Genomic DNA, 12,808 nt, shown 5'->3' with positions numbered 1-12,808 from the left:
GCGGGTGGCGGCCGGGGATGGACCGCGCCACTTTCAGCGACGAAAGTTGGCGCGCGAGGCATCACTATACCGCCGTCAGCCTCGCTTCCGCCCACGCAGAAACGGGTACGCTCCGGCGATCGCCGTGCCGGTTCGCGCCGGCTTTTGCCCGATTCACGCCGGATGTTCATGCAGCTTGTCGCGTGCCGCCAGTGCGGGAAACAACCGCATCCACACCGCCACCACCAGCAGCGTGCCGACGCCGCCCACGATCACCGCGCCCACCGGGCCCAACAGCGCCGCGGTGACCCCGGACTCGAACTCGCCCAACTGGTTGGAAGCGCCGATGAACACCGAATTGACGGCGCCGACGCGCCCGCGCATGTCGTCGGGCGTATCCAGCTGGACCAGCGTGGAGCGCACCACCACGCTGATCATGTCCGAGGCGCCCAGCACCACCAGCGCCGCCATCGACAGCGGCAACCACGTCGAGACCCCGAATACCACCGTGGCGAGGCCGAACACCGCCACCGCGGCGAACATGACACGCCCGGCGCGCCGGTTCAGCGGATGGCGCGCCAGCCACAAGGCCATCGCCAGCGCGCCGATCGCCGGGGACGAGCGCAGCAGGCCCAGCCCCCACGGTCCGGTATGCAGGATGTCGCGCGCGTAGATCGGCAACAGCGCCGCGGCGCCGCCCAGCAGCACCGCGACCATGTCCAGCGAAATCGCGCCCAGCAGCACCGGGCGTCCGCGGATATAGGCAAAACCGGCAAAGACGGTGCGCACGCTGACCGGCGCGGTCAGCCGCTGCGCCGCCTGGCGCAGCGTGATGCCGCCCACCAGTACCGCGGCGATGGCAAACAGTGTCGCGCTCAGCGTGTACACCACCCCGGGTCCGGCGACGTAGGCGAAGCCGCCGATGGCCGGCCCGATGATGATGGCGGCCTGCCCTGCCGAGCTGGCCAGCGCCACCGCGCGCGGCAGCTGGCGCGGCGTGACCACGCTGGGCAGCAGCGCCTGCAGCGTCGGGTTCTCGAACGCGCGCGTGGCGCCGATCAGCGCGACGAAGACAAAGATGTGGTGGCTGTCGATCCATCCGCCCAGGCTGGCGGCAGCCATGCCGGCGGCGAGCACGGCCTCGAGCGACTGGCAGGTACGCACGATGCGGCGCCGGTCGAAGCGGTCCGCCACGTGGCCGGACATCAGGATCAGCACCACCGAGGGCAGGAACTGCACCAGCCCGACCATCCCGAGCATCAGGGGATCGCGCGTCAGGTCGTACATCTGCCAGCCCACCGCGACGGTAAAGATCTGGTAGCCGATGGTGGTGCACAGGCGCGCGAACCAATAGCGGCGAAAAACGGGGTCGCGGAAGACGCTGTCCGGCTCGATGGCCGGCACGGTGGCAGGGGAAGACATGGATGCGGCAGGAAGGGGCAGAGGCTTGCGCGCGGCAGCTCCGGCGCAGGTGCCGTGAGACACGCAGCCGGGGCGCCATGCGCAAAGGGCAGATTCTAAAGCGTGCGCTTAATTGCTGCATGCCCACCCGCGCACACGCCATGAGCGGAATGTGCCGTTTGAAGCGCGAGTCTCGCCTCATTGTCTGCACAATGATGCATAGAAGCGACAACCATCGGGCTGGGGATGCAGGGCTTTTCGCCTATGAGAATCACTCGCATTTATAATCGCCGCCCATTGGCGCGACCGGCGGGAACCACGGCTCCCGGCGCAGCGGGCGCGCCGCTCTCCAGGAACTCACCTTGCAGCCCGCTTTCCGCCTGACCGGCGGCGCCCTCGGCGCCGCCCTGCTGTTTGCCCAGCTCGCCGCCATGCCGGCCCACGCCGCGGAACCGGCTTCCGCCGCGCCCGTCGCTACTTCCGCCACCCCTGCCGAAGCCACGCTGAACACGGTCACCGTAGTCGGCAACTGGCTGGAAAACGCCAACGAAGCCAAGGTGCTCGAGCACCCGGGCGCGCGCACCATCGTCGACCGCGAAACCTTCGCCGAGGCCGGCGCCAACAATGTGCGCGAAGTGCTGCGCCGCATTCCGGGCGTGCAGGTGCAGGAGAACAACGGCACCGGCGGCAGCGATGTCTCGCTGAACGTGGGCGTGCGCGGGCTGGCCTCGCGGCTGTCGCCGCGCTCGACCATCCTGATGGACGGCATTCCGCTGGCGGTGGCGCCCTACGGCCAGCCGCAACTGTCGATGGCGCCGCTGTCGCTGGGCAACCTCGAGACCATCGACGTGGTGCGCGGCGCGGGCTCGGTGCGCTACGGCCCGCAGAACGTGGGCGGCATCATTAACTTCGTGACGCGCCCGATCCCGCAGACCTTCATCGCCGATGCCTCGATCGAGACCGATATCTACAGCCACGGCGGCAATGTCAAGACCAACCCGACGGCGTTCATCGGCGGCAGCAACGAACAGGGCCTGGGCGGCGCGCTGCTGTACTCGGGCATCCACGGCAACGGCTATCGCGCCAGCAACGACCACGTCAACATCGACGACCTGCTGCTCAAGGGCGCCTACCGGATTTCGAAGACCGACTCGCTGAGCGCCGCGTTCCACTACTACGAAGGCACCGCCGGCATGCCGGGCGGCCTGACGCCCGCGCAGTACGCCGCCGACCCGTTCCAGTCGGTGCGGCCCTTCGACAATTTCAGCGGACGGCGCCACGACTTCAGCCTGAAATACAGCCACAACGACGCCGACCGCAAGTTCGAGGTGCTGACGTACTACACCGACAGCTTCCGTGGCAGCAATATCGAGCAGGAAGGCACTGGCGCGCAGGCTGGGCGCCGCCGCCTGACCGCAGCGCCGCGCAACTACCATACGTTCGCGGTCGAGCCGCGCTACTCGCAGCTGTTCCGCGGCGACAGCATGAGCCACGAGGTCAGCGTCGGCTACCGCTTCCTGCGCGAAGCCAGCGACGAGCAGGCCGCGCGCACCGCCTACTACGTGCCCGGCTCGGTCGATGCCACCACGCTGGCGTCGCCGGTCTACCAGTGGCGCACCGGCGGCACCATCGCCAACGCGGTCTATATCGACGACACCATCAACGTCGGCAACTGGACCATCACGCCGGGCCTGCGCTACGAGTTCATCCGCTCGAACGTGACCGACCGCTTTACCAACGTGCGCCGCGACGTGTCGTCCGATGAACCGCTGCCGTCGCTGGCGGTGATGTACCACGTCAGCGACCAGTGGAAGCTGTTTGCCAACGCCGGCGTATCGTTCGGCCCGCTGCAGTATTTCCAGATCGCGCAGACCACCAATGGCCTGACGCCGGAAAAGGCCAAGACCTATGAGGTCGGCACGCACTTCAACGCCAATGGCTGGGGCGGCGAACTGACCCTGTTCAATATCGACTTCGACGACGAACTGCAGCTGCGCGGCGGCACCGGCGGCGCGCCGGATGCGTGGACCAACCTGGGTGCCACCACCCACCGCGGCGTCGAGTCGTCGCTGCGCTATGACTTCGGCGCGCTCGACAAGGCGCTGATGGGTCTGTCGGCCTACGCCACCTACACCTACACCGAAGCCACCTACAACCAGGGCAGCTTCGCCGGGCGCGACCTGCCGTTCTATTCGCGCCATGTGGCCACGGTAGGCATGCGCTACGCACGCAACCGCTGGTCGCTCAATGTCGACGGCTTCGCGCAGTCGAAGCAGCATTCGCCGGGCGACCCGAGCACTTCGACCACTTACCAGACCGCCGAAAGCGCCAATGGCGCGCTCGGCGATATCCCGGGCTATGCGCTGATGAACCTGCGCGTGGGCTATGACTTCGGCAAGGCCGCGCAGAACCTGAAGCTGGCGGTGGGCGTGAAGAACGTGTTCGACCGCCGCTACTTCACGCGCTCCACCGACAACAACGCCGGAAAGTACGTGGGGATGCCGCGGACGTTCTACATCCAGGCGTCGCTGGCCTATTGAACGGCCAGGCCCCGCAAGCAAAACGGCTCGCCAAGGCGAGCCGTTTTGCTTTGACGGCGCCGCGCGCGCTCAGACGATCTCGCGCGTCTCGAGGAACTGCAGCTCCGGGAAGCGCTCCTGCGTCAGGCGCAGGTTGACCATGCTCGGCGCCAGGTAGACATGGTCGCCGGCGCCGTCCAGCGCCACGTTATGCCCGGCCTTGGCGATCAGTTTCTCGATCTCCGCGGGGGTGCCCTTGAGCCAGCGCGCGGTCGCGCATTCATGCGATTCGAAGATGGCGTCGACGCCGTACTCATGCTCGAGCCGGTGCGCCACCACGTCGAACTGCAGGATACCCACCGCACCCAGCACCAGGTCATTGGAGGCCAGCGGGCGGAACATCTGCGTGGCGCCCTCTTCCGCCAGCTGCTGCAAGCCCTTCTGCAGCTGCTTGACCTTGAGCGGGTTGTTCAGGCGCGCGCGGCGGAAGAACTCCGGCGCGAACGACGGGATGCCGGTGAACTTGAGCGGCTCGCCTTCGGTGAAGACATCGCCCAGGCGAATGGTGCCGTGGTTGGGCACGCCGATGATGTCGCCGGCGTAGGCCTCTTCGGTGGTGTTGCGGTCCTGCGCCATGAAGGTGATGGCATTGTTGATCGCCACGGTCTTGCCTGCCGAGACGTGCAGCAGCTTCATGCCGCGCTCGAAGCGGCCCGAGCACACGCGCACGAAGGCAATGCGGTCGCGATGGCGGGGATCCATATTGGCCTGGATCTTGAACACGAAGCCGGTGAATTTGGGTTCCTGCGGCTCGACCACGCGCGAATCGGTGTTGCGTGCCAGCGGCGGCGGCGACAGTTCGCACAGCGCATCGAGCAGCGACTGCACGCCGAAGTTGTTGATGGCCGAGCCAAAGTACACCGGGGTCTGCTTGCCGTTGAGGAAGGCGTGCTTGTCGAAGGTGTGCGAGGCCCCGCGCACCAACTCGATCTCGATGCGCAGCTCTTCGGCCTGGCTGCCCAGGATGCGGTCCAGCTCCGGATTGTCCAGGCCATCGAGGATCGCGGCCGTGCCCTTGTCGCCGTGCGGGTCGAACAGCTGCACCTTGTCGTCGATCAGGTGATACACGCCGCGGAAGGCCTTGCCCATGCCGATCGGCCATGTCATCGGCGCGCACTGGATCTGCAGCACGTCCTCGATCTCATCGAGCAGCTCGATCGGCGAGCGGCCTTCGCGGTCGAGCTTGTTGATAAAGGTGAGGATGGGCGTGTCGCGCAGCCGGCAGACGTTCAGCAGCTTGATCGTCTGCGCTTCCACGCCGTTGACCGAATCGATCACCATCACGGCCGAGTCCACCGCCGTCAGCGTGCGGTAGGTGTCTTCGGAGAAGTCCTCGTGGCCGGGGGTGTCGAGCAGGTTGACGATGTTTTCCTGCGCCTTGCCGTCCGCGCTCTCGCGGCGGTACGGGAACTGCATCACCGACGACGTCACCGAAATGCCGCGCTGCTTTTCCAGCTCCATCCAGTCCGAGGTGGCGTGGCGGTCGGCCTTGCGCGCACGCACTTCACCCGCGACCTGGATCGCGCCGCCGAACCACAGCAGCTTTTCGGTCAGGGTGGTCTTGCCCGCATCGGGGTGGGAGATGATGGCGAAGGTGCGTCGACGCGCAATTTCTGGAACGAGCGAGCTCACGGCAGCGGAGTTTGACTGGAAATAATGGGATGGCCCGGCGGTGGCCGGAAGCAGGACCGGCAGCGCCGCGGGCGGCAGCGGGGCCGGGCCCCGCGGGCACGCGAAGGGGAATGGGGCGGTATTTTACCGGTTTGGGGGCCGCTACGGGATTTGTGCTGTCCTTGCCCTTTCCCCGGTCGCCACGCTGCCTTATTCGGCCAGCTTGTCCGCCGGCTTGCCGCGCAGGCTGCCGAACTGCAGCGCGTACTGGCGCGTCAGCTCGGCGCCAAAGAAGAATATCTGTGCGGAGTAATACACCCACAGCATCAGGGCCACCACCGACCCGGCGGCGCCGTAGGAGGACGCCACCGCGCTGTTGCCCAGGTACAGCCCGATCAGCCGCTTGCCGATCGAGAACAGCAGCGCGGTGATGACCGCGCCCATGGTGACATCGCGCCAGGCGATGCGCGCATTCGGCAGCATCTTGAAAATCACCGCGAACAGCGCGGTCACCACCGCGAATGAAAACAGCGTGGAAATGACGTCGGCCACCGGCGCAAACCAGGACTGGGTCCACAACTGGCCCCAGATCCGCTCGACCACCGCCAGCGCCGCATTGACGATCAGCGACACCAGCAGCATGAAGGCCAGCACCAGCACCAGGCTGAACGACAGCAGGCGCGTGCGCAGCAACTGGCGCCAGCCGGCGGTATCGGGGACCGGCACGTGCCAGATGTCGTCCAGGCTGCTTTTCAGTTCGGCAAACGCGCTGGTGGCACCGACGAACAGGATGCCGGTCGCAATCAGCGCGGCCATGCCGCTGCCGCCGGCGCGGTGCGTGGCGGCCAGGATGCTCTGGATGGCGGCGGCGCCCTGGTCCCCGACCAGGCCCTCGAGCTGCGCGAAGATTTCGCCGCGCGCCGCCTCGGCGCCGAAGAACAGGCCTGCGATCGAGATCACCAGCACCAGGACCGGCGCCAGCGAGAACAGCATGTAAAAGGACAGCGCAGCGCCCTTGCTGGCGGCACGGTGCGCGAACCACGACGTGATGGCTGCGCCCACGACGCGCAGCGTGCGGGCGCCGGTGTGGCGGTCGGGCAGCCAGTGCGGGCGGTGCCGTCGCGGCGGCGGCACGCCGCCGGTGGCGGACGAGGAGGAAGGTTCGGTCTTGTCGGTCACGGCCTGGTGCTGGCGCGATCCGGTGCGAGGACCGCGGGTGGGATACCGGCCCGCGCGGCGGGCGCTGCGTTCATCATACTGCGCATCGCGCGGCTTGCCCAAGGCGGGCCTTGCGCGGCGCGCCGCGGGCGACCTGCTACAGTAAGACCAGGCATACCTGCCGGCGCATCCGTTGCCCGAGCGCCGGCGCAAGGAGGCACCCGTGACCTGCAACCTCCGCGCACGCCCGGCGGCCGTGCTGGCAATCATCGCCATGCTGGGCTGCGCTGGCTGCGAGCGCAGCCAGCCCGGCCCCAAGCCTATCTCCGGCACCGCATCGGGCGTCTTGCCCTCGGCAGCGCCTGCTGCCACGCCGTCCAGCCCGGCCAGTCCCTCGGGAACCTCGGGGCAGCCCCGCTGAGCACGCCCGCGCTGCGGGCCCCGCGCGTACCCGTTTCTGCGTGGCCACACCGCTCCGTCTTGTTGGCACGATGCACCGTCGTTACTCTCGTGCAGGACTGATGTAAGGCCAGTTTCAACCGTGCAACGACCTGGGCGGCCGCTGCGCCACGCGCCGCGGGCGCGGCAAACGGCCGGCCAGTGCGCGCAAGCGGACGCGAGCGCCATGCCGGCACCGCCGCGGTGTTTGCGCACCGCGTTGCAGTGGCGAAACCGATTAGTCCAGTGCCGCGGCACGGCGGCGGCCGGGGCCGACGAAAGCGTCCCGCCAAGCCGCGTGGCACAAGCCTTTGCGGCCCTTGGCACACTTGTCGCTCTGCCTTTGCCAGGGCGCACGCGGGCATGCCTGCGCCAGTTCCGTCAAACCCGTCGTCGCGCGTTGGAGAACACCACATGCGTCACCCGCCTTCCCGCATGACGGCGCGCCGGCGCGCATACCGGCTGGCCGGCCCGCCGCCGTCAGAGGTGGACCTGGTGTCGGCGCCGCTGCTGCCCTATCCGCGCGCGCGGATACAAGTCGCGCGTAGCGCGCACGGCATGGCTTGCGTGGCAACCCGCAGACCGGCGCAGGCCAGTCCGGCGTGCCGCCGTCATGCGGGCAAGCGGCGCGCCTGACGGGCCGACACAACAAGCGGGCACGCGAGCCAGCGGGACCGCGCGGATTCGTGTTCCGTCCCCCGGCGGGCACTTTTTTTCACAGGGAGATGCCGACCATGAAAGCGGTAGTGCTTGCCACGGCGCTAGTGGCCTGCTCGGGCAGCGCGGCGGCGGCCAGCTACGCGTGGTTCGACCGCTCCGACGCGGCCGACGCGAACAGCCACGCCGCGGTCAGCAATGATGTCTATGTGCGCGGCTTCGGCTGGGCCTGGGGAGAACTGCGGCTGGACCCGGCCGCGGCGGACAGCGAAGCGCTGGCGCCGCCCGTGCGGCACGCAGGCGACAGCCAGCGCCGCCGCGACGTGGAGCCGTGGCAACGGCAGGACGCGCGCGAGCCGCCGCGGCGGACCCGCGGCAAGATCAGCATGAACCTCGCCACCGCGCCCGCGCAGGCCGGCGGCGGGTTTGCGGGCGGGACGGGGGCCGCGCGGCCCCCGCGGGTGGTGCGCTGACGTGCCGGCCGGCACGGGGAAAGGCGGAACCGGCGAGCGGACGTCGCCGGTTCCCCTTTCCCGCTGGCGCCAGGCCCGGCCATGTGGCAAGCGTGCCGCGCGCCTAATTCTCCGCGCCGGATTCCCCTGTTCCCTATTCCCCCGCCGAGGCGTGGCTCTCCACACGAATGTTGTGCTTGTGCATGAGCCGGTACAGGGTCACGCGCGACACATTGAGCTCGCGCGCGGCCGGCACCACGTGAAAGCCGTGGCTGGCCATCACGGTGCGGATCGCCTCGCGCTCGGCCTCTTCGCGGATCGCATCGAGGGTCTTGCGCGGCAGTTCGGCGCCGCCGTGCAGCTGCAGGTCCTCGGCGGTGATCTTGCGGTTGTCGGTCATCACGATGGCGCGACGCACGCGGTTGATCAGTTCGCGCACGTTGCCCGGCCAGGCATACTGCATCATCGCCTGGGTCGCGCAGGCGGAGAACCCGCGGATACGCCGGTGCGCCTCATGGCCGTGCTCGGCCAGCACGGCATTGGCCAGCAGCAGGATGTCCTCGCCGCGCTCGCGCAGCGCCGGGATGGTCAGCGTCAGCACGCACAGGCGGTGGAACAGGTCTGAACGGAAGCGCCCGTCGGCCTGCGCGGCGACCAGGTCCACGTGCGTGGCCGAGATGATGCGCAGGTTCAGCGGGATCGACTGGTGGCCGCCGAGCCGCGTGATCATGCCCTGCTGCAGGAAGCGCAGCAGCGCCACCTGGCTTTCGAGCGGCAGGTCGCCGATTTCGTCGAGGAACAGCGTGCCGCCCTGCGCCTGTTCGATCCAGCCGATCTTGCGCTGGTTGGCACCGGTAAATGCACCCTTTTCATAGCCGAACAGCTCTGACTGCACCAGGTGCGAGGGAATGGCGCCGCAGTTGATGGCAATGAACGGGCCCTTGCGCCGGCTCGAGGCATCGTGGATCGCCTGCGCGGCCAGCTCCTTGCCGGTGCCGGACTCGCCCGAGATGAACACCGGCGCTTCGTTGTGCGCGACCTTGGCGAGCGAGCGGAACATCGCCCGCATGGCGGCGCATTCGCCGATCATGGTGCCGCGCGACGCGCTTTCCTGGGGGCGCGTGCCGTGCAGCGACGCCATGCCCCGCGCATGCCGCAACGTGTACAGCAGTTCCGGCATCGAGAACGGCAGGCGCACATAGTCGACGCAATAGTCGCGGATCATCCGCCGTACGCGCTCGTTGGCCAGCATCGCATCGGAGGTAATCGCCACCCAGGTGATATGCAGGTACTGCAGCGCCTGCTCCAACTGCGCGAACTCGGCCTCGCTGTAGTCGGACTGCAGGTCGATCACCCCGGCCGTGGGCGCGCAGGCGCGCACCGCACGCTCGGCGTCGCGAACCTGGGCCACGCGGCGGACTTCCCATTCCGTGCCGATCACGGACGGATCAAAACCAAAATCTTCATGACGCGACACGACCACGAGCTGTGCAGTGCGTGACGCCTTGCACAGTCGGTCCATCACGATCTCCCGGACGTTAGGCTTGTTCTTGGTGCCGGCACCCGTGGCCGCCGCAGCGGCGCGCGTCCGTGGCGGACGGTGGGGCTGAACTGGCTGCGGGCAAGCGCCCGCGGTCGACGTCGGTGTCACGAGCTGGACAGACTGCGGGTGGACTCATCAGGGGCGGCAAGGTAATCCGCGCCCGGCTGGAGCTGCTCGCGGATGCGCCGCCGGACGGCCTCCTTCTCGCGCATCAACTCCAGGCGAGGCGCCTGCGGCGACTGGCCGGAGTATTGATAGTAGAGCGTCTTGTAGGTCAGCTGGCTGAGGATCCATTCCTGCAGCAGCGTACGCTGGCGCGCCAGTTCCCCCTCGAGCAGCCGATGGCGACGCAGCAGGTTGGACACGGCCGCACGGGCGCTGTCACTGAGTTCGCTGTCTTCGGCAAGCAGGGCGTCAACCTCCGCGCTGACAGCGTCGCGCACGACCCGTTTGGCGGGCGCTTCGCCTGCGGCCTCCCCCACGGCAGCCCAGGTCGGACGCATTGATCGGATGGATCGGTTACTGGACTCCCTGACAGGCCCGATGACGGGTCGCCGGATCTCTCCTGCGGTCATGATTATCCCCGTTGAACAACATCCCCCGGCACTGCACGTCTACGTTTACCACTTTTTCAGTTTTGGAATTTTCTTGTTTGCGTGGCGCGCATGTTGTCCGCACGCTCCCGGATTGTGGACGGCGCCGTCATTGCGATTGACGGTCTCTGTCCCGCAAGCGCTGCCGCCCTGGCGCATTGCGCCGACGCGCTTTCGGCGTGGCTCCGGCACCCTGCCGCATACACCGGAGTCAAGAAGGGGCGCTTGCCGCGCCCCTCTTTGCCACGCCTATAGTTCAGTGCATTTGCGGCGGTTTGTCCAGCCCCGAGTGGGTGACTTACAGCCAATCTCATCCTTTGGTATGAGCCCTCGCGCACACACGCTTTAGCGCCGGCAACGACACGCCGCGGCGATCCCATGGCGTCCATGCGGCGCAACCATACTACGCAGAAACGGGTACGCTCCGACACCCCACCGCGGCAGGGGCACAAGCGCGCAGCAAGCCTCGATGTGCTGCCCCGGCCTGCACGCAGAATCGGGTACGCTCCCTCGGCCGCGCCGGGTCGACCTCCCGCAGAAACGGGTACGCGGCAGCGTTGCGCGGACGGCGCTGCCTGTCGTCACGGCGATAAAAAGGGCGGCCCTGGGCCGCCCTGCTAGTAAGACTTGCCGTGATCCAGCGCGGCGGTCAGTGCCCTGGCAAGTAATAGAACTTGAAGATGAACACGGCGGCAATGATCCACACCATCACCGGCACGCTGCGTGCGCGCCCGGTCAGGAGCTTGAGCGCCGCATAGCTGATAAAGCCGAACGCCACGCCGTTGGCAACGGAATAGGTGAAGGGCATGCCGAGTGCCGTCATCACCGCGGGCACCACCTCGGTGACGTCGTTCCAGTCGATTTCCAGCAGTTCGCGCAACATCAGGCACGACACATACAGCAGCGCCGGCGCGGTGGCATAGGCTGGCACCGTTCCCGCCAGCGGCGCGATAAACAGCGCTGCGAGAAACAGCACCGCCACCGTCACCGCGGTCAGGCCGGTGCGTCCGCCCGCCTGCACGCCCGAGGCGCTTTCGATGTACGCGGTGGTGGACGACGTGCCCAGGAACGAGCCCGCCATGATGGCAGTGCTGTCGGCCATCAGGGCCTTGTTGAGCCGGTCCATCTTGCCGGCTTTGAGCAGGCCGGCGCGGTTGGCCACGCCCATCAGCGTGCCGGTCGCGTCGAACAGCTCCACCAGGAAGAACACCAGCACTACGTTGATGATGCCAATCGACAGTGCCGCGGAGATATCGAGCTTGAACAGCGTCGGGCCGAGCGACGGCGGCGCGGAAAAGACACCGTGGAAGGTGTTGCCGGCAAAGGCGAAACTCAGCAGCGTGGTCAGCAGGATGCCGATCAGAATGGCGCCCTTCACGCGCAGGTGGTCCAGCGCCACGATCACGAAGAAGCCGACGATCGCCAGCACCGCCGAAGGCTGGTGCAGGTCACCGATGGTCACGAGCGTGGCCGGGCTCGCGGTGACGATGCCAGCGTTTTTCAGCGCAACGATGGCCAGGAACAAGCCGATGCCCGCGGTGATCGCCACGCGAATCGAATGCGGGATGCCCTTGACGATCATCTCGCGCACGCGGAACAGCGTCACCAGCAGGAACAGGCAGCCGGAGATGAAGACCGCGCCCAGCGCCGCTTCCCACGGGAAGCCCATGCCCTTGACCACGGTGTACGCGAAGTACGCGTTCAGGCCCATGCCAGGCGCCATCGCGATCGGATAGTTGGCGTAGAAGCCCATGATCAGCGTGCCGATCGCCGCGGCCACGCAGGTGGCGACGAACACCGCGTCCTTGGGCATGCCCGCATCGCCGAGGATGGAGGGGTTGACGAAGATGATGTACGCCATCGTCAGGAACGTGGTGATGCCGGCCAGGATCTCGGTACGGACATCGGTATGGTGCTCGCGCAGCCTGAATACCCGCTCGATCAGTGACGGCGCGGCCTGGGCCGCGGCGGGGGTGGATGTGTCCGGCTTGGAAACGGGATCCGGCATCGACATGAATGATCTCCTGGTGTCTTATCGTGTCCGCTGCGCGCAGGGCCAGGCCCGTCGATCAGTACAGGTGCCGCTCGGTCTGGTGCGCCCGCGGCGCATGCCCCGATCGGCAAGCGTACTGTGCACCGGCCGGCCCCGGCGCCGTCACGGCGGGCACGAATCAGCAACATGCAAAAGGCGTGATGATCCCACGACGCGCACGCGGCCGGCCAGTCCCGGGAGCCGCGCGGCATGGGGCCGGCCCCATCTTGACGGTGGCCGCAATCCCCCGTATAAACCCGCCTAGATTCAAGCGACGAGGCAACAGTTCATTCGTTAGCCACCGTCTGGTACTTCGGTTGTCCATGGTGTCCTTTCCTTGAGTTCCCCGTGTCGGATGACGTTTT

10 protein-coding genes are annotated in these 12,808 nt (G+C 67.6%); 4 read left to right on the top strand and 6 right to left on the bottom strand.

The genetic code is table 11. The features are described from left to right. Positions 1-153 precede the first annotated feature (153 nt). Positions 154-1,401 (bottom strand): MFS transporter, encoded by a 1,248-nt coding sequence (locus ACOCMH_RS03155; RefSeq protein WP_427307725.1) that lies wholly within the window; start codon positions 1,399-1,401, stop codon positions 154-156. 341 nt (positions 1,402-1,742) lie between these two features. On the opposite strand from ACOCMH_RS03155, the gene ACOCMH_RS03150 reads away from it, so the two are divergent. After that, on the top strand, positions 1,743-3,920 hold the full coding sequence (locus ACOCMH_RS03150; RefSeq protein ID WP_427307724.1) for a TonB-dependent receptor family protein: 2,178 nt from the start codon (positions 1,743-1,745) through the stop codon (positions 3,918-3,920). 69 nt (positions 3,921-3,989) lie between these two features. Here ACOCMH_RS03150 and ACOCMH_RS03145 read toward each other — a convergent pair whose 3' ends face one another. Further along, entirely contained in the window at positions 3,990-5,591 is a 1,602-nt protein-coding gene (locus ACOCMH_RS03145; RefSeq protein ID WP_427307723.1) for a peptide chain release factor 3, read from the bottom strand. A 189-nt stretch (positions 5,592-5,780) separates the two neighbouring features. After that, positions 5,781-6,749: a YihY/virulence factor BrkB family protein gene (locus ACOCMH_RS03140; protein WP_427307722.1), complete on the bottom strand. Its 969-nt coding sequence runs from the start codon at positions 6,747-6,749 to the stop codon at positions 5,781-5,783. A gap of 202 nt (positions 6,750-6,951) precedes the next feature. On the opposite strand from ACOCMH_RS03140, the gene ACOCMH_RS03135 reads away from it, so the two are divergent. The 3 genes from ACOCMH_RS03135 (at position 6,952) to ACOCMH_RS03125 (ending at position 8,296) form a co-directional block, all read left to right on the top strand. Next, positions 6,952-7,149 carry a hypothetical protein gene (locus ACOCMH_RS03135; protein WP_427307721.1) on the top strand — a complete coding sequence of 66 codons (198 nt, stop codon included), beginning with the start codon at positions 6,952-6,954 and terminating at the stop codon, positions 7,147-7,149. A 431-nt stretch (positions 7,150-7,580) separates the two neighbouring features. Continuing rightward, positions 7,581-7,802, top strand: a complete 222-nt coding sequence (locus tag ACOCMH_RS03130; protein WP_427307720.1) for a hypothetical protein — start codon at positions 7,581-7,583, stop codon at positions 7,800-7,802. 98 nt (positions 7,803-7,900) lie between these two features. Further along, positions 7,901-8,296 carry a hypothetical protein gene (locus tag ACOCMH_RS03125; RefSeq protein ID WP_427307719.1) on the top strand — a complete coding sequence of 132 codons (396 nt, stop codon included), beginning with the start codon at positions 7,901-7,903 and terminating at the stop codon, positions 8,294-8,296. A 133-nt stretch (positions 8,297-8,429) separates the two neighbouring features. On the opposite strand, the gene ACOCMH_RS03120 is transcribed toward ACOCMH_RS03125, so the two are convergent. The 3 genes from ACOCMH_RS03120 to ACOCMH_RS03110 all read right to left on the bottom strand — a co-directional run bounded on the left by ACOCMH_RS03120 (position 8,430) and on the right by ACOCMH_RS03110 (position 12,425). Continuing rightward, entirely contained in the window at positions 8,430-9,797 is a 1,368-nt protein-coding gene (locus ACOCMH_RS03120; RefSeq protein WP_427307718.1) for a sigma 54-interacting transcriptional regulator, read from the bottom strand. A gap of 125 nt (positions 9,798-9,922) precedes the next feature. Further along, positions 9,923-10,393, bottom strand: a complete 471-nt coding sequence (locus ACOCMH_RS03115; protein ID WP_427307717.1) for a hypothetical protein — start codon at positions 10,391-10,393, stop codon at positions 9,923-9,925. A gap of 667 nt (positions 10,394-11,060) precedes the next feature. Beyond that, positions 11,061-12,425 carry an NCS2 family permease gene (locus tag ACOCMH_RS03110; protein WP_427307716.1) on the bottom strand — a complete coding sequence of 455 codons (1,365 nt, stop codon included), beginning with the start codon at positions 12,423-12,425 and terminating at the stop codon, positions 11,061-11,063. Between the last annotated feature and the right edge of the window lie 383 nt (positions 12,426-12,808).

Origin of the sequence: Cupriavidus sp. H39 (assembly GCF_050271075.1) — a bacterium.
Taxonomy (GTDB): Bacteria; Pseudomonadota; Gammaproteobacteria; order Burkholderiales; family Burkholderiaceae; genus Cupriavidus; species Cupriavidus necator_B.
The sequence above is the reverse complement of the archived record's forward strand: the minus strand, read 5'-3'. Positions and strand labels throughout refer to the sequence as shown.